The 17,524-nt window shown below is 62.4% G+C and carries 16 protein-coding genes; 14 read left to right on the plus strand and 2 right to left on the minus strand.

What is annotated here, in order from left to right; genetic code table 11:
• Positions 1–125: 125 nt before the first annotated feature.
• The 13 genes from AC07SI_RS22545 (at position 126) to pdeM (ending at position 15,975) form a co-directional block, all read left to right on the plus strand.
• Positions 126–1,184 carry a FecCD family ABC transporter permease gene (locus AC07SI_RS22545; RefSeq protein WP_495006538.1) on the plus strand — a complete coding sequence of 353 codons (1,059 nt, stop codon included), beginning with the start codon at positions 126–128 and terminating at the stop codon, positions 1,182–1,184.
• Positions 1,181–1,966 (plus strand): ABC transporter ATP-binding protein, encoded by a 786-nt coding sequence (locus AC07SI_RS22550; RefSeq protein ID WP_495006539.1) that lies wholly within the window; start codon positions 1,181–1,183, stop codon positions 1,964–1,966. Before AC07SI_RS22545 ends, AC07SI_RS22550 begins: the two co-directional genes overlap by 4 nt.
• Before the next feature lie 93 nt (positions 1,967–2,059).
• Positions 2,060–2,704, plus strand: coding sequence for a glutathione S-transferase N-terminal domain-containing protein (locus tag AC07SI_RS22555; RefSeq protein WP_106804942.1), 645 nt, complete (start codon positions 2,060–2,062; stop codon positions 2,702–2,704).
• A 225-nt stretch (positions 2,705–2,929) separates the two neighbouring features.
• Entirely contained in the window at positions 2,930–5,371 is a 2,442-nt protein-coding gene (locus tag AC07SI_RS22560) for a penicillin acylase family protein (RefSeq protein WP_495006540.1), read from the plus strand.
• 180 nt (positions 5,372–5,551) lie between these two features.
• Entirely contained in the window at positions 5,552–6,556 is a 1,005-nt protein-coding gene (locus AC07SI_RS22565) for a ligase-associated DNA damage response exonuclease (protein WP_495006541.1), read from the plus strand.
• Positions 6,553–8,193: an ATP-dependent DNA ligase gene (locus AC07SI_RS22570; protein WP_495006542.1), complete on the plus strand. Its 1,641-nt coding sequence runs from the start codon at positions 6,553–6,555 to the stop codon at positions 8,191–8,193. Before AC07SI_RS22565 ends, AC07SI_RS22570 begins: the two co-directional genes overlap by 4 nt.
• A 315-nt stretch (positions 8,194–8,508) precedes the next feature.
• On the plus strand, positions 8,509–9,288 hold the full coding sequence (locus tag AC07SI_RS22575; RefSeq protein WP_065903021.1) for a transporter substrate-binding domain-containing protein: 780 nt from the start codon (positions 8,509–8,511) through the stop codon (positions 9,286–9,288).
• 60 nt (positions 9,289–9,348) lie between these two features.
• Positions 9,349–10,077, plus strand: a complete 729-nt coding sequence (locus AC07SI_RS22580) for an ABC transporter permease (RefSeq protein ID WP_065903023.1) — start codon at positions 9,349–9,351, stop codon at positions 10,075–10,077.
• The gene (locus AC07SI_RS22585; protein ID WP_065903025.1) at positions 10,074–10,784 is read left to right on the plus strand and encodes an ABC transporter permease; all 711 of its coding nucleotides are present in this window, start codon (positions 10,074–10,076) and stop codon (positions 10,782–10,784) included. The genes AC07SI_RS22580 and AC07SI_RS22585 overlap by 4 nt, the downstream gene beginning before the upstream one ends.
• Before the next feature lie 9 nt (positions 10,785–10,793).
• A complete protein-coding gene (locus AC07SI_RS22590) occupies positions 10,794–11,912 on the plus strand; it encodes a succinylglutamate desuccinylase/aspartoacylase family protein (RefSeq protein ID WP_495006543.1) in 1,119 nt (372 codons plus the stop codon).
• 13 nt (positions 11,913–11,925) lie between these two features.
• Positions 11,926–12,690, plus strand: coding sequence for an ABC transporter ATP-binding protein (locus AC07SI_RS22595; protein WP_065903037.1), 765 nt, complete (start codon positions 11,926–11,928; stop codon positions 12,688–12,690).
• Positions 12,691–12,844: 154 nt separating this feature from the next.
• A complete protein-coding gene (locus AC07SI_RS22600) occupies positions 12,845–15,325 on the plus strand; it encodes a ligase-associated DNA damage response DEXH box helicase (RefSeq protein ID WP_495006544.1) in 2,481 nt (826 codons plus the stop codon).
• Positions 15,325–15,975, plus strand: a complete 651-nt coding sequence (gene pdeM, locus AC07SI_RS22605; protein ID WP_495006545.1) for a ligase-associated DNA damage response endonuclease PdeM — start codon at positions 15,325–15,327, stop codon at positions 15,973–15,975. The genes AC07SI_RS22600 and pdeM overlap by 1 nt, the downstream gene beginning before the upstream one ends.
• Positions 15,976–15,990: 15 nt before the next feature.
• Here pdeM and AC07SI_RS22610 read toward each other — a convergent pair whose 3' ends face one another.
• A complete protein-coding gene (locus AC07SI_RS22610; RefSeq protein ID WP_010212420.1) occupies positions 15,991–16,188 on the minus strand; it encodes a hypothetical protein in 198 nt (65 codons plus the stop codon).
• Between the two features lie 108 nt (positions 16,189–16,296).
• Positions 16,297–16,863: a dCTP deaminase gene (dcd, locus tag AC07SI_RS22615; RefSeq protein ID WP_065903042.1), complete on the minus strand. Its 567-nt coding sequence runs from the start codon at positions 16,861–16,863 to the stop codon at positions 16,297–16,299.
• Between the two features lie 389 nt (positions 16,864–17,252).
• Here dcd and AC07SI_RS22620 point away from each other — a divergent pair, with 389 nt between their 5' ends.
• On the plus strand, positions 17,253–17,462 hold the full coding sequence (locus tag AC07SI_RS22620; protein WP_002554837.1) for a cold-shock protein: 210 nt from the start codon (positions 17,253–17,255) through the stop codon (positions 17,460–17,462).
• Positions 17,463–17,524: the final 62 nt, after the last annotated feature.

The following is a 17,524-nucleotide window of genomic DNA, read 5'->3' on the forward strand; positions in this document are numbered from 1 at the left end:
TGGGAGCGGGCTTGCTCGCGAAGGCGGTGTATCAGTCGACCTATTCAGTGACTGACACCGCGCATTCGCGAGCAAGCCCGCTCCCACATTTGGATTTTCATCGTCTTCAAAATTGTGTGAACGCCATGACCACTCAAACCCTCGACCTCGCCAGCGCCACCCACGGCTACCGTCGCCTGCTGGCGCGGCGTGCCTGGCTGCTGGCCTTGCTCGGCACCGCGCTGGCCTGCGCGATTCTCGTCGACCTGGCCAGCGGCCCGTCGGGCATGGGCCTGCTGGCGTTACTCGACGGCATCCTGCATCCCTCGCACTTGAGCGCCACCGACCAGGTGATCATCTGGAACGTGCGCCTGCCCTACGCGCTGATGGCGGTGCTGGTGGGCTGCGCGTTGTCGCTGGCCGGGGCCGAGATGCAGGCGATCCTCAACAACCCGCTGGCCAGCCCGTTTACCTTGGGCGTGTCGTCGGCGGCGGCGTTGGGCGCCTCGCTGGTGATTGTGTTCCCGATGACCACGCTGTGGGTCTCGGCCAACACCGCGATTTCGATCTCGGCGTTTATCTTCGCCGCCGCCTCGGTGTTTTTGCTGCAGGCCATGTCACGCCTGCGCGGCGCCGGCGTGGAAAGCCTGGTGTTGTTCGGCATCGCGCTGGTGTTCAGTTGCAACGCGGTGGTGGCCTTGCTGCAACTGGTGGCCACCGAAGACGTGCTGCAACAGCTGGTGTTCTGGACCCTCGGCAGCGTGACCCGGGCCAATTGGGACAAGCTCGGCATCCTGGCGCTGGTGGTCGCGGTGGTGCTGCCGTTTTCCTTCACCGCCGCACCGCGCCTGACCCTATTGCGCATGGGCGAGGACCGCGCGCAAAGCTTTGGCGTGGACGTGAAGCGCCTGCGGTTTTTCTCGTTGCTGCGCATCAGCCTGTTGTCGGCCACCGCCGTGGCCTTTGTAGGCACCATCGGATTTATCGGTCTGGTAGGTCCGCATATCGCGCGGATCCTGGTGGGTGAGGATCAACGCTTCCTGTTGCCGGCCAGCGCCCTGACCGGTGCGTTGCTGCTGTCGCTGTCGTCGATTGCGAGCAAGCTGATCATGCCCGGGGTGATTGTGCCGGTGGGCATTGTCACCGCCTTGGTCGGCGTGCCGATTTTCGTGGTGCTGGTGTTCAAGCGGGGGAGGCAGTTATGAATGCGGGCTTATCGGTACACAACGCCAATGTGAGCTACGGGCGCCGGCAGATCGTGCACGACCTGAGCTTGCCGCCCCTGCCCCACGGCAGCCTGACCGCCTTGATCGGCCCCAACGGCGCGGGTAAATCCACCTTGCTGCGTGCCGTGGCCGGACTGGAAAAGATGCAAGGCGTGGTGCGATTGGGCGACCTCGACCTGTCGGCCATGTCCGTTGCCGAACGCGCGCGACGGGTGACCTACATGCCGCAGAACCTGCCGCCCGGCCTGAGCCTCAGCGTGATGGAAAGCGTGATCGCCGCGCTGCGCGTGGCTCATGTGGAGGGCATTCCACTCTCCAGCGAGGCCTGCCTGCGCGAAGCCTTCGAGGCGTTGCAACGCATTGGCATCGCGCACTTGGCCGACCAGTTACTCAGCACGTTGTCGGGTGGCCAGCGCCAATTGGTCAGTCTTGCCCAACTGATCGCGCGTCGCCCCCAGGTGATGCTGCTGGACGAACCCACCAGCGCCCTCGACCTCAACTACCAGTTGAAAGTCATGGAGTGCGTGCGCGGGCTGGTGCGCGAGCACCAACTGATCGCCGTGGTGGTGCTGCACGACATCAACCTTGCCGCACGCTTTGCCGACCATATCGCCGTGCTGCGCCAGGGCCGGCTGTATGCCAGCGGCACGGCAGATGAGGTGCTCGACCCGGCGCTGTTTGCCGAGGTGTATGGCGTGCAGGTGCGCATCGAACGCTGCTCGCAGCAGTCGCTGCAAGTGTTGGTGGACGGCGCTGTGTAAAACGCTTCTAAGGTTAGACGCAAATGTTTGATTGAATTATTGCCCTTTGGTCTTCACCTATAGCTGCAGGCATTCGCTCATTTGGAGAGCTTCATGATCGACCTGTACTACTGGACTACCCCCAACGGTCACAAAGTATCGCTGTTCCTGGAAGAAGCCGGCCTGCCCTATAAGGTGCACCCGATCAATATCGGCCAGGGCGACCAGTTCAAGCCGGACTTCCTGAAGATCGCTCCCAACAACCGCATCCCGGCCATCGTCGATCAGAATCCGACCGACGGCGGTGCGCCGATTTCGCTGTTTGAATCCGGCGCAATCCTGTTGTACCTCGCGGAAAAAACCGGCCAGTTCATTCCACAAGACCTGCGTGGTCGCCAGGAAGCGCTGCAATGGTTGTTCTGGCAAATGGGTGGATTGGGGCCGATGGCGGGCCAGAACCACCACTTCAGCCAGTTCGCCCCGGAGAAGATTCCCTACGCGATCAAGCGCTATGTGGACGAAACCGCGCGCCTGTACGGTGTGCTCGACCGGCGCCTGGCCGACCGCGCGTTCGTGGCCGGTGAGGACTACAGCATTGCCGACATGGCGATCTATCCATGGATCGTTTCCCACAAGTGGCAGAGCCAACGCCTGGAAGACTTCCCACATGTGCTGCGCTGGTTCAACAGCATCAAGGAGCGGCCAGCGACCGTGCGCGCGTATGAACTGGTACAGAAAGTGAACCCGCCCAAGGCCTGACCTGAAGCAGCACGCGATCAAATCCGGGCGCTGGCCTGCCTGCGATAGCCTCACGATGGTGTGACTGACGCACCTGGGTGCTGGCATCGCAGGCAGGCCAACGCCCACCTTGATCGCTGTCCGAATCAAGTTCTCACGCTTAACCCAAAACTCCCGCTTGCGTCGTTTCGCCGCGCTCACTAACGTAGCGCCTTTACTGACGCTACCCCCCGCAGGAGCTTTGCCATGGCCTCGCCAGCCCTCTCACATTTTCTTCCCCGGTTCGGCGTTGCCGCGGCAGTGGCCAGTGCATTAAGCCTGGCCGGTTGCCAGCTCCAGAGCACCCAGGACACCCTGCCGCCAGTTGCCGGCGTGCAGCCGATCAAAGGCCTGGCACAGAATGTATCGGTACGCCGCAATGCCCAGGGCATGCCGCTGATCGAAAGCAACACCTTCCACGACGCGCTGTTCAGCCTCGGTTATGTGCACGCCAGTGACCGCATCACCCAGATGATCACCCTGCGCCTGCTGGCCCAGGGCCGCCTGGCAGAAATGTCCGGCCCTGAGGTACTGGATGTCGACCGTTTCATGCGTGCAGTCAACCTCAAGAAAAGCGCCGGCGAGCTGTATAACGCCTCCTCGCCGCGCCTCAAGCGCTTCTTCGAAGTGTATGCGCGCGGCGTCAACGCCTACCTGTTCCGCTACCGCGACAAGCTGCCGCCGGATCTGGCCCAGACCGGCTACAAGCCCGAGTACTGGAAGCCGGAAGATTCGGCGCTGCTGTTCTGCCTGCTGAATTTCAGCGAGTCGGCCAACCTGCAGGAAGAACTTGCCTCCCTGGTGCTGGCGCAAAAAGTTGGCGTCGACAAGCTCGCCTGGCTGACGCCGAGCACGCCGGATGAGCCGATTCCGCTGGCCGAAGCCGAGAAACTCAAAGGCGTGAACCTTAGCCAGATCACTGGCCTGGCCGGACTGGACACGGTCAGCCAGCAACTGAGCAGCCTCAACGCGCTGGCTGTCACTACCTCGAGCAACTGGGCGATTGGCCCGCAACGCAGCCGCAGCGGCAAAAGTCTGCTGGCCAGCGACCTCGCCGCCCAGCCCCAGGCTCCGTCGCCGTGGAGCTACGTGCAGATTCGTGCGCCGAAATACCAGGGGGTCGGTGCTTCGATTGCCGGCTTGCCGACCCTGTTGTCCGGTTTCAACGGCAAAGTCGCGTGGAGCATGAGCACGGTCAAGGGCGACACCCAGGACCTGTTCCTGGAGAAGGTCAAGCGCCAAGGCAACGCGTTGTACTACGAGAACAACGGAAAATGGCTACCGGCTGGCGTGCGCAACGAAACCTACTTCGCCAAGGGCCAGCGCCCACTGCGTGAAGTGGTGTACGAAACCCGTCACGGCGCCCTTCTCAACAGCAGCCAGGCCCTGACCAGCGGCTTGGGTCTGGCCCTGCAAACGGCCGACTTCAAGGATGACAAGAGCCTGGATGCGTTCTTCGACTTGTCCCGGGCGCAAAACGTCGCCAAGGCGTCGGACGCCACCCGCGAAATCCGCGCGATTGCCTTGAACATGATCTTCGCCGACGCCACCAATATCGGCTGGCAAGTCACCGGGCGTTTCCCCAACCGTCGCGAAGGCGAAGGCCTGCTGCCCTCGCCGGGCTGGGACACCCGCTTTGACTGGGACGGCTACGCCGATGCGATGCTGCACCCCTACGACCAGGACCCGGCCCAAGGCTGGATCGGCACCGCCAACCAGCGCACCGCGCCGCGCGGCTACGGCATGCAACTGTCCAACTCGTGGGACGCGCCGGAGCGCAGCGAGCGCCTGGCGCAATTGGCCAATGCCGGCAAGCACGACAGCCGCAGCATGATCGCCATGCAGTACGACCAGACCACCCTGTTCGCCGCCAAGCTCAAGACCATGTTCCAGGCACCGGGCATGGCCCAGCCGCTGAAACAGGCGATTGCAGCATTGCCGGCCGCCGAACAGGCCAAGGCGCGCGAGGCGCTGAGTCGCTTGATGGCGTTTGATGGCCGGCTCGTGGCAACGTCCGCCGACGCCGCGCTCTACGAGCTGTTCCTGCAGGAAAGCACCAAGCAGATCTTCCTCGACGAACTGGGTCCGGAAAACAGCGCGAGCTGGAAGGCCTTCGTCAGCAACGCCAGCCTGTCCTATGCCGCCCAGGCCGACCACCTGCTGGGCCGTGAAGACAGCCCGTTCTGGGATGACGTGCGCACGCCGCAAAAAGAAGACAAACCCGCGATCCTTGCGCGCAGCCTGGCCGCCGCGATCACCGTCGGCGACAGCCAACTCGGTGCCGACCACAAGGCCTGGCAGTGGGGCAAGCTGCACAGCACCACCTGGAAAAACAGCACTGGCCAGGTAATTCGCGGCCCGCTGGCGTCCGGTGGCGACCACAACACCCTGAACCCGGCACCGTATGCCTGGGGCCAGGACTTCAACACCACCCAGGTGCCGGCGCTGCGCATGATCGTCGATTTCGGCCAGGTGGAACCGATGATGGGCCAAGGTGGCATCGGCCAGTCCGGCAACCCCGCCAGCCCGAACTACGCCAACGGCATCGACCCGGCGCTCAAGGCGCAATACCTGAGCTTCCCGATGCAGCCGCAGAACTTCGAGAAGGTGTATGGCAAGGCGCGGTTGACCCTGACGCCGGGCAAATAACCCGCCTCCTTATAGGCGCCGGCTTGCCGGCGATGGTGCACTGTGAGCCGGCGTCCCAGCCGTCTGACACAGCGCTATCGCCGGCAAGCCGGCGCCGACAATGGACCACCTGCATTCAGATAGAACTTCTCGCCCCGCCCCTGCCTCCTACCTGATAAGCCCATTGCTCCCGGCACGCCCATGGACCTTGTCATCGCCCGCCCCGAAGGCCTGTACTGCCCCGCCGGAGATTTCTACATCGACCCCTGGCGCCCGGTGGAACGTTCGGTCATCACCCACGCCCACGGCGACCACGCCCGCACCGGCAACCAGCACTACCTTGCCGCCGCCCCCGGTGAAGGCATCTTGCGTTCGCGCCTGGGCCAGGACATCAACCTGCAGACCCTCGCCTATGGCGAACGACTCGTCCACCACGGCGTGACCCTGAGCTTCCACCCTGCCGGGCATGTACTCGGTTCGGCCCAGGTGCGCCTGGAATACCAGGGTGAAGTCTGGGTTGCCTCCGGCGACTACAAAGTCGAACCCGACGGCACCTGCGCGCCGTTCGAGCCCGTGCGTTGCCACACCTTTATCACCGAGTCGACCTTCGGCCTGCCGATCTACCGCTGGCAACCCCAGGCGCAGATCTTTGCCGGGATCAACGCCTGGTGGCAGGCCAATATCGCCGCCGGCAAGGCCAGCGTGTTGTTCTGTTACTCGTTCGGCAAGGCCCAGCGCATCCTGCATGGCATCGATGCCAGCATCGGCCCGATCCTCAGCCATGGCGCGGTCGAACCGCTGAACCGGGTGTACCGCGAAGCGGGTATCTATATCCCGGAAACCCTTTACGCCGGCGACTTCAAAAAAACCGACCCGCTGCTGCGCCAAGCCCTGATCATCGCCCCGCCCTCCGCCGGCGGCAGCAGTTGGATCAAGCGCTTCGGCGACTACAGCGACGCCTTCGCCAGTGGCTGGATGCGCCTGCGCGGCACACGGCGGCGGCGCGGGGTCGACCGTGGCTTTGTGCTGTCCGACCACGCCGACTGGCCGGGGCTGTTGTGGGCCATCGAACAGACCGGCGCCGAACGCGTGATGGTGACCCACGGTTCGGTCGGCGTACTGGTGCGCCACCTGCGGGAAAAAGGCCTGGATGCCCAAGGCTTCACCACCGAATACGGGGATGACGAAGAAGAGGCCACGGCATGAAAGCCTTCGCGCAGCTCTACGCCAACCTTGACGCCACCACATCCAGCAATGCCAAGCTCGCGGCATTGCAAGCCTACTTCCTGCAAGCCCCGGCAGAAGATGCGGCATGGGCGGTGTATTTTTTGTCCGGCGGGCGCCCTCGCCAGTTGGTGCCGACGCGCCTGCTGCGGGACATGGCCACCGAGGCGGCGGGCATCGAGCCGTGGCTGTTCGAGGAAAGCTACCAGTCGGTCGGCGACCTGGCCGAGACCATTTCCCTGCTGTTACCGGAATCTACCTACACCTCGCAGGATGGCCTGGCGGTGTGGCTGGAAGAAAAGCTCCTGCCGCTGCGCGGCCTGGCACCTCAGGATCTGGCCGAGCGCCTGCCGGCGTTATGGGCGCAACTGGATCAACCGAGCCTGATGGTGTGCATCAAGCTGATCACCGGCAGCTTTCGCGTCGGCGTGTCCAAATTGCTGGTCACCCGTGCACTCGCCGCAATGGCCGACCTCGACAGCAAGCGGGTCGCGCAGCGGTTGGTGGGTTATACCGACCTGTCCAACCGGCCGACGGCCGAAGGCTACCTCAAGCTGATCGCCGCCGAATCAGACGACGAACATGCGCAGCGCGGCGGACAGCCCTATCCGTTTTTTCTCGCCCATGGCTTGTCGCAACCGGTGGAGCAATTCGACGCATTGCTCGGCTCCCCCGCCGATTGGCAGGTGGAATGGAAGTGGGATGGCATTCGCGCGCAACTGGTCAAGCGCGACGGCCGCTTGTGGGTGTGGTCGCGTGGCGAAGAATTGGTCACCGAGCGTTTCCCCGAACTGCACAGCCTGACCAGTGGTCTGCCCGATGGTACGGTGATCGACGGCGAAATCGTGGTGTGGAAGGACGCAGTGCAGCCCTTCGCTCTGCTGCAACAGCGAATTGGCCGCAAGACCCTGAGCAAAAAGGTGCTCGACGATGCACCGGTCGCCGTCCTCGCCTATGACCTGCTGGAATACCAGGGCGCCGACTGGCGCAACCAGCCCCAGGCCGAACGTCGCGTTCAACTCGAGCGGGTAATCGCCCAGTGCAACCAACCCGTGCTGATTCCATCGCCCCTGCTCACGGGCGCGACCTGGCAGGATCTTGCGCAGCAACGCGAAGCCTCCCGTCAGTTGGGCGTCGAAGGCATGATGCTCAAGGAGCGCAAAGGCCTTTACGGTGTGGGTCGCACCAAGGACATGGGCCTGTGGTGGAAGTGGAAAGTCGACCCGTTCAGCGTCGACGCCGTGTTGATCTACGCCCAGCGCGGCCATGGTCGGCGCGCCAGCCTCTATAGCGACTACACCTTCGCCGTGTGGGACGGCCCGCCCGGCAGCGAGCGCACGCTCGTGCCCTTCGCCAAGGCCTATTCAGGGCTGACCGACGAAGAGATGCGCAAGGTCGACGCGATTGTGCGCAAGACCACCGTAGAGAAGTTCGGGCCGGTCAGCAGTGTCACGCCGAGCATGGTGTTCGAGCTGGGGTTCGAGGGCATTGCCCTGTCCAAGCGGCATAAAAGTGGGATCGCGGTGCGGTTTCCGAGGATGTTGCGGTGGCGGCAGGACAAGGCGGTGGATGAGGCTGACAACCTGGCCACGCTGCAAGACCTGCTGACCGGATGCTAAAACCCCACAAATCCCTGTAGGAGCTGGCTTGCCTGCGATGGCGGCGGATCAGTGACAGATGAATAAGCTGACCCGCCGCCATCCCCGGCAAGCCAGCTCCCAGGTTTTCGATCTGCATCAGCCCCAAATGGGTGCACTGTTTTTTGCGTGCCCATTTTCGGGCATCTCCTACACTGAGATCTCCCTCTTCCCACCTTTTAAAACGACCATTCGGAACTATGGTGCAGAAATTGCTACTTGTGTTGCGTCTGACACCGTTCAGTAACAGTCCTAAACGCGCCACAAGCGCTTATCTTGGTTTCCAGGGATTACATAATGAAAAAAGCATTGCTGACCCTTTCTGCACTGGCTCTGTGCATGGCCGCTGGTACTGCGTTGGCCAAGGAATACAAGGAACTGCGTTTTGGTGTCGATCCGTCCTACGCGCCATTCGAATCCAAGGCCGCCGACGGCAGCCTGGTGGGCTTCGATATCGACCTGGGCAATGCGATCTGCGCCGAGCTGAAAGTGAAGTGCAAGTGGGTCGAAAGTGACTTCGACGGCATGATTCCAGGCCTGAACGCCAACAAATTCGACGGCGTGATTTCGTCGATGACCGTGACCGAAGCCCGTGAAAAGGCGATCGACTTCTCCAGCGAGCTGTTCTCCGGCCCGACCTCCCTGGTGTTCAAAAAAGGCGCGAACTACTCCACGCCTGAGTCCCTCAAGGGCAAATCGGTGGGCTACGAGCAAGGCACTATCCAGGAAGCCTACGCCAAGGCCGTGCTGGACAAAGCCGGTGTGACCACCAAGGCCTACGCCAACCAGGACCAGGTGTACGCCGACCTGACCTCCGGCCGTCTGGATGCGTCCGTGCAGGACATGCTGCAAGCCGAACTGGGCTTCTTGAAGTCGCCGGCCGGCGCTGACTACGAAGTCAGCAAGGCTATCGACGACCCTCTGCTGCCGTCGAAAACTGCGGTCGGTATCAAAAAAGGTAACAAAGACCTCAAGGCCTTGCTCGATAAAGGTATCAAAGCGTTACACGATGATGGCACCTACGCCACCATCCAGAAGAAACACTTCGGCGATCTGAACCTCTACAGCGGTAAATAACACCCTGGCGCCCACCGGTTTGCGGTGGGCGCTTTTTTATCGCCATTAGGTCCTGAATTCATGTTTGAAGATCTTTTGCAAACCCTGGGGCTGGGCGCCTTCAGTTTGAAGGGGTTCGGCCCGCTGTTGCTCCAAGGGACGTGGATGACCGTAAAACTCTCGGTCGCCTCCCTGGCTGTCAGTGTCCTGCTCGGCCTGATTGGGGCCAGCGCGAAACTGTCCAGCGTCAGCTTGATCCGTATTCCCGCCCAGCTCTACACCACCTTGATTCGCGGCGTACCTGACCTGGTACTGATGCTGCTGATTTTCTACAGCCTGCAAATCTGGCTGACCGGTTTGACCGACTTCATGGAATGGGACTACATCGAGATCGACCCATTCAGCGCCGGGGTGATCACCCTGGGCTTCATCTACGGTGCCTACTTCACCGAGACATTTCGCGGTGCGATCCTCGCGGTCCCGCGTGGCCAGTTGGAAGCTGCAACCGCCTACGGGCTGAGTCGCGGGCAGCGGTTTCGCTTCGTGACCTTTCCGCAGATGATGCGTTTTGCCCTGCCGGGCATCGGCAATAACTGGATGGTCATGCTCAAGGCCACGGCGCTGGTATCGATCATTGGTCTCGCGGACCTGGTCAAGGCCGCCCAGGATGCCGGCAAGAGCACCTATCAACTGTTTTACTTCCTGGTCATCGCGGCGTTTATCTACCTGCTGATCACCAGTGCATCCAATTTCGTCCTGCGTCGGCTTGAACGCCGCTACTCCGCTGGGTCCCGGGAGGCCGTGCGATGATCGAACTCCTGCAGCAATACTGGCGCCCCTTCCTGTACAGCGACGGCCAGCACATCACCGGGCTGGCAATGACCATGTGGCTGCTCAGCGCCTCGCTGGTGATTGGTTTCCTGGTCTCGATCCCGCTGTCCATCGCCCGCGTCTCGCGCAATCGCCTGGTGCGTTGGCCGGTGCAGTTCTACACCTACCTGTTTCGTGGCACGCCGCTCTATATCCAGTTGTTGATCTGCTACACCGGCATCTACAGCATCGCCGCGGTGCGCGCGCAGCCGGTGCTGGACGCATTTTTTCGCGACGCGATGAACTGCACGATCCTGGCCTTCGCCCTCAACACCTGCGCCTACACCACCGAGATTTTCGCCGGTTCGATCCGCAGCATGGCCCACGGCGAAGTCGAGGCCGCCAAGGCCTATGGCCTCAGCGGCTGGAAGTTGTATGCGTATGTGATCATGCCGTCGGCCCTGCGCCGCTCGTTGCCGTACTACAGCAATGAAGTGATCCTGATGCTGCACTCGACCACCGTGGCGTTTACCGCGACAGTGCCCGACATTCTCAAGGTCGCACGGGACGCCAACTCGGCGACCTACATGACCTTCCAATCCTTCGGCATCGCCGCGCTGATCTATCTGACAGTGACCTTTGCCCTGGTCGGCCTGTTTCGTCTGGCGGAGCGCCGCTGGCTGGCCTTCCTCGGGCCGAGTCATTAAGGAGCCTTCATGCGTCATCAGGTTCATGAACTGATCGCGCCTGTGCCTGGCACGGCGCGGCAGATTCACAGTTTCCACTTCGGCCCGGAACAGGCTGAAGGCAAGATCTACATCCAGTCGTCGCTGCATGCCGATGAAATGCCCGGCATGCTGGTGGCCTGGCACCTCAAGCTGCGCCTGGCGCAACTGGAGGCCGCCGGGCGCCTGCGCGGCGAAATCGTGCTGGTGCCGATCGCCAACCCGGTGGGCCTGGAACAGGTGTTGATGGATATTCCGCTGGGCCGCTACGAGCTGGAAAGCGGGCAGAACTTCAATCGCTTGTTTGTCGACCTCAGTGACGCGGTGGGTAACCAGGTCGAGGCATTGCTCGGGGATGATCCGCGGCACAACGTCGAACTGATCCGCACCGCGCTGTCCAACGCCCTCGCCGCGCAAACCGCCGAGACCCAGCTGCACTCCCAGCGCCTGGTGCTGCAACGCCTGGCCTGCGATGCCGACATGGTGCTCGACCTGCATTGCGATTTCGAAGCCGTGGCGCACCTGTACACCACGCCCGAGGCGTGGCCGCAGGTCGAGCCACTGGCGCGCTATCTCGGCTCGGAAGCCAACTTGCTCGCCACCGATTCCGGCGGGCAATCCTTCGATGAGTGTTTCACCCTGGTGTGGTGGCAATTGCAGCAGCGTTTCGGCGAGCGCTTCCCGATCCCCATGGGCAGCTTTTCCGTCACCGTCGAGCTGCGTGGCCAGGGCGACGTCAACCATGGGCTGGCCAGCCTCGATTGCCAGGCGATCATCGACTACCTGATCCACTTCGGCGCGATCGAGGGCGAAGCCGCCCCGCTGCCGGCGCTGCCCTACCCCGCCACGCCGCTGGCAGGCGTGGAACCGGTGGCGACACCGGTCGGCGGCCTGCTGGTGTTCAGCGCCCTGCCGGGGGAATACCTGGAGGCCGGGCAACTGATCGCCGACATCATCGACCCCATTACCGACCGCGTAACGCCTGTGCACTGCCAGAAGGCCGGCCTGCTTTACGCCCGTTCGCTACGCCGCATGGCCACTGCCGGGATGGTCATCGGCCATGTCGCCGGCTCAGAGGCCTACCGTAGCGGCTATCTACTTTCGCCTTGAGGATGCACGCCCCATGTACAAATTGACCGTTGAAGGCCTGCATAAAAGCTATGGCGACAATGAAGTGCTCAAAGGTGTCTCGCTCAAGGCCAAGACCGGTGACGTGATCAGCCTGATCGGCGCCAGCGGCTCGGGCAAGAGCACCTTTTTGCGCTGCATCAACTTCCTGGAAACCCCCAACGACGGCGCCATGACCCTCGATGGCCAGCCGATCCGCATGGTCAGCGACCGCCATGGCATGCGCGTGGCTGACGATGCCGAACTGCAGCGCCTGCGCACACGCCTGGCGATGGTGTTCCAGCACTTCAACCTGTGGAGCCACATGAGCGTGCTGGAAAACATCACCATGGCCCCGCGCCGGGTGCTGGGTTGCAGCAAGAAGGACGCCGAAGACCGTGCCCGTCGCTACCTCGACAAGGTCGGCCTGCCGGCACGCGTGGCCGATCAATACCCGGCCTTTCTCTCCGGCGGGCAGCAGCAACGGGTGGCCATCGCCCGCGCCCTGGCCATGGAGCCGGAAGTGATGCTGTTTGACGAACCTACTTCAGCCCTCGACCCGGAGCTGGTGGGCGAGGTATTGAAGGTGATCCAGGGCCTGGCCGAGGAAGGCCGCACCATGATCATGGTGACCCATGAGATGAGCTTCGCGCGCAAGGTGTCGAGCCAGGTGCTGTTCCTGCACAAGGGCCTGGTGGAAGAGCAAGGTGCGCCGGCGGATGTGCTGGGCAACCCGAAAAGCGAGCGGCTGCAGCAATTTCTCAGCGGCAACCTGAAATAAACGTGTAGGAACCGGCCTGGCGATAGGGCCTTGAGCCCTGCGGCGATCTTTGCGCCACCCTCGCCGCGGTGCGACGCGCCTGCAAGGATTGCGTTAAACCTTTGATGCTCGGTGAAGGTCTGTGGAATAGGCCTTCCAGAGTGTCAGCCGTCGCATGGCAAAACCCCACGACTTCGCCAAAACATGGTTCGCCGCCAAGGGCTGGAAACCGTTCGCCTTCCAGAAAGCGGTCTGGGCTGCCGTCAAGGCAGGCCAGTCTGGCTTGCTGCATGCCAGCACTGGTGCGGGCAAAACCTATGCGCTGTGGTTTGCCGCCCTGAATCGCTTCGCCATCACTCGCCCGCCGGCCAGCGGCAAACGCAAAGCGCCCGCAGAGCCTTTGACGGTGCTGTGGATCACGCCCATGCGGGCGTTGGCCGCCGATACCGCCCGCGCACTCGAAGCACCGCTCGAGGCCTTGCAGATTCCCTGGAGCATCGGCCTGCGCACTGGCGATACCAGCAGCAGCGAGCGTGCACGCCAGACACGCCGACAGCCCACCGCACTGGTCACCACCCCGGAAAGCCTGACCCTGATGCTCGCCCGCGCGGACAGCGAAGTGAGCCTGGCGCACCTGCGCATGGTGGTGGTGGATGAATGGCATGAGCTGATCGGCAACAAGCGCGGCGTGCAACTGCAGCTGGCGCTGGCACGGCTGCGGCGTTGGCATCCCGAACTGATGGTATGGGGGATTTCGGCAACGCTGGGTAATCAGGCTCACGCCTTGGAGGTATTGGTCCCACAAGGTGGCGGGATCAACGTGCAGGGGCAGACAGCCAAGCAGCTGTTGGTCGACACCTTGTTGCCGCCCGTCGCGGAACGCTTCCCCTGGGCCGGGCATATCGGCTTGAAAATGTTGCCGCAGGTAGTGGCCGAAGTGGAAACCAGCAGCAGTTGCCTGGTATTCACCAATACCCGCGCGCAATCGGAAATCTGGTACCAGGCGTTGCTCGAGGCGCGCCCGGACTGGGCCGGCTTGATTGCCCTGCACCATGGCTCACTGTCCCGGGAGACGCGTGACTGGGTCGAGCGCGCACTCAAGGACGGGCAGCTCAAGGCCGTGGTGTGCACCTCGAGCCTGGACCTGGGGGTGGATTTCCTGCCGGTGGAAAGAGTCCTGCAGATTGGCTCGGCCAAAGGCGTGGCGCGGCTGATGCAACGCGCCGGGCGCTCGGGCCACGCGCCGGGGCGGCCATCGCGGGTGACGCTGGTGCCGACCCACAGCCTGGAACTGGTGGAAGCCGCCGCCGCCCAGGATGCCATTGCGCAGCGGCACATCGAAGCGCGGGAATCGCCGCACAAGCCGTTGGATGTACTCGTACAGCACTTGGTGAGCATGGCGCTGGGAGGTGGCTTCACCCCTGATGCGTTGCTGGCGGAAGTGCGCGGTGCCTGGGCCTATCGCGACCTGACCGAGGCCGACTGGGCCTGGGCCCTGGGCTTTGTGCGCCATGGCGGGCTGTCGCTGACTGCCTACCCGGACTACCGCCGCGTGGAGCCCGACGAACACGGCATCTGGCGCGTCCCCGACGCCAGGCTCGCGCGCCGGCATCGCATGAGCGTGGGCACCATTGTCAGCGACGCCAGCATCCAGCTGAAATTCTGGAGCAAGGGCGGCGGCGGCAAGAACCTCGGCAGTGTCGAAGAAGGCTTCATCGCGCGCCTCAAGCCGGGTGATGGGTTTCTGTTTGCCGGGCGCTTGCTGGAGCTGGTCCGAGTGGAAAACATGACCGCCTATGTACGTCGCAGCAGCGCCAAAAAAGCCGCAGTGCCGCGCTGGAATGGCGGGCGCATGCCGCTTTCCAACGAGTTGGCGCAAGCCGTGGTGGAACGCTTCGACGCTGCGGCGCGCGGGCACTACGACGGCCCGGAAATGCGCGCGGTGCAACCTTTGTTGCAGACGCAATTGCGCTGGTCCGGCCTGCCGACGCACGACGGGTTGTTGGCCGAAGCCCTGAAATCACGCGAGGGGTGGCACCTGTTTCTCTACCCGTTTGCCGGGCGCCAGGTGCACTTGGGCCTGGCGAGCCTGTTGGCATGGCGGGTCAGCCAACGCCAACCCGTGACCTTTTCGATTGCAGTGAATGATTACGGCTTGGAGCTGCTGAGCGCGACACCGGTGGAGTGGCCTGCCCTGCTGAATGAGGCATTGCTGAGCCCGGCAGACTTGCTGGCCGACGTCGTGGCCAGCCTGAACGCAGGCGAACTCGCCCTGCGCCGCTTTCGCGAGATTGCGCGGATCGCCGGACTGGTGTTTGCCGGATACCCCGGCGCGCCGAAAAGTACACGCCAGGTACAGGCGTCCAGCGGCCTGTTCTTCGAGGTATTCAAGCAATATGACCCGCAGAACCTGTTGCTGACCCAGGCGGGGGAAGAAGTCCTGCGTGATGAGTTGGATATTCGTCGGCTGGAACAGACACTGCGGCGTCTGTCAGCGCTGCAACTGGACTTGCACGTGATCGAACGGCCGACGCCGCTGGCCTTTCCGCTGTTGGTGGAACGGATGCGTGAAAGCATGAGTTCGGAAAAACTCTCCGAGCGCATCGCGCGGATGGTCAAGGACCTGGAGAAAGTCGCGGATAACGGGAAGGCTTGATGTATTACACCGTGCAATTGGAAGGTGAAACGTTATGGCTGCTGGCGGACAAGGCCGTGTATTGGCCTGCGCATCAGTGTTTGCTGATCGCCGATGCGCATTTCGGCAAGGCCTCGGCCTACCGCAGCCTCGGGCAACCGGTGCCACAGGGGACTACCACCGAGAACCTGCAACGACTGGATCGGCTGTTAGCGGCCTTTACCTGCACGCGCGTGATCTTCCTGGGCGACTTCCTGCATGGCCCCGGCTCGCATGCCAGTGGCACGCTGGGCGCCTTGCGGGCGTGGCGTGAACGCCATACAGGGCTGCACCTGACCTTGATTCGCGGCAATCACGACAAGCGCGCAGGCGACCCGCCGGCGGACTTGGACATCGAGGTGGTCGTGGAGCCGCTGCTGATGGGGCCCTTCGCACTGCAACACGAACCGGATGCGCATGCCAGCCACCATGTACTCGCGGGGCATGTGCACCCGGTGTATCACTTGCGCGGCAAAGGCCGGCAACGCTTGCGCCTGCCGTGCTTCCAGCTGGGTAGCCACGTCAGCCTGTTGCCGGCATTCGGGGCGTTTACGGGGGGTTATGCGGTGGAGCAGGACAATGACCACCGGATCTTTGTGATCGGTGATCACGAGGTATGGCCAGTGCGTTGACCGGCCTCCCAGTTATCAGGCGACAGGCGCGGGCGGTGGCTCGTCCGGAAGGGTCGGTTCACCGGGCTCGGTCGGCTGGGGGTAATCCGGCTCGGGTTGGCCGGGGATGCCGCCTGCGTAGGCGGGATCGGCCATCAGGGACCAGGCCAGAACACCAATCTGGTTGGGTTCAAGCCGGGCAAGTTCGGCGCTGATTCGCGGGTCGATCTTCATAAAAGTACTCCTCAAGCGTGGCCCGGCGCGTCTTGCACGCGCCGAGGCAGTACACCCAATAGAGTCACTTTCCGCAGACTAATTCCCTTGGCGTGTAGGACCTTTCGATCAAGCGCGCGGCAAGGTCACGCCACGCTGGCCTTGGTACTTGCCGCCACGGTCCTTGTAGGACACTTCACAGGCCTCATCGGACTGCAGGAACAGCATCTGCGCCACGCCTTCGTTGGCGTAGATCTTCGCCGGCAGCGTGGTGGTGTTGGAGAACTCCAGGGTCACGTGACCTTCCCACTCAGGCTCGAGCGGCGTCACGTTGACGATAATGCCGCAGCGAGCGTAGGTGCTCTTGCCCAGGCAGATGGTCAACACGTCGCGCGGAATGCGGAAAAACTCCACGGTACGCGCCAGGGCGAAGGAGTTTGGCGGGATGATGCACACGTCGCTCTTCACGTCGACGAAGCTTTTTTCGTCGAAGTTTTTCGGATCGACGGTCGCCGAATTGATATTGGTGAACACCTTGAATTCATCGGCGCAACGCACATCGTAGCCGTAGCTGGAAACCCCGTAGGAAATCAGGCGTTCAGCGCCTTCGCCACGCATCTGGCGCTCTACGAAGGGCTCGATCATGCCGTGCTCTTGCGCCATGCGGCGAATCCACTTGTCCGATTTGATGCTCATGGCGGGTGTCCTGAATAGCGAGGTGGAAAAATTCTGTGGGGCATCTTACCGGGGCCAGCGTTGGGGTTCAAAGGGCGTGGGGGATTTGTTGATGAATGCGCACGCTCCTGTAAGTCGCGGCCAGCGGGGCCGGGACCCGGGTTGCAGGCGCTGGTGGCGGTAAATACCACCGCCAGTCACGAAAATAGAGAAACCTTCGGAAATACCATTGGCACGTCCCGGAAAAAGGGTTAAGGTGGCGCCACTGTGCTGCTTGTGTCACTGAGAATCTCTACACGATATGTTGAATTTCGATCCAACCATCTCCAAGAATTTTTCCTGCTCTTTGCACTCAGTCTCGGCCAGGGCTTTTCCTGAGTCGCAGTTAACTTTGTCCAAGGAGATACACCATGTCTAATCGCCAAACTGGTACCGTTAAGTGGTTCAACGATGAAAAAGGCTTCGGCTTCATCACTCCACAATCCGGTGACGACCTGTTCGTTCACTTCAAAGCTATCCAATCCGACGGCTTCAAAAGCCTGAAAGAAGGCCAACAGGTTTCTTTCATCGCTACCCGCGGTCAGAAAGGCATGCAAGCTGAAGAAGTTCAAGTTATCTAACTTGTACTGACTTAGTCGAAAAAACCCCGCCCTCAAAAGCGGGGTTTTTTTATGTCTGCAAT

Source organism: Pseudomonas sp. GW821-FHT05D12 (assembly GCF_059419825.1).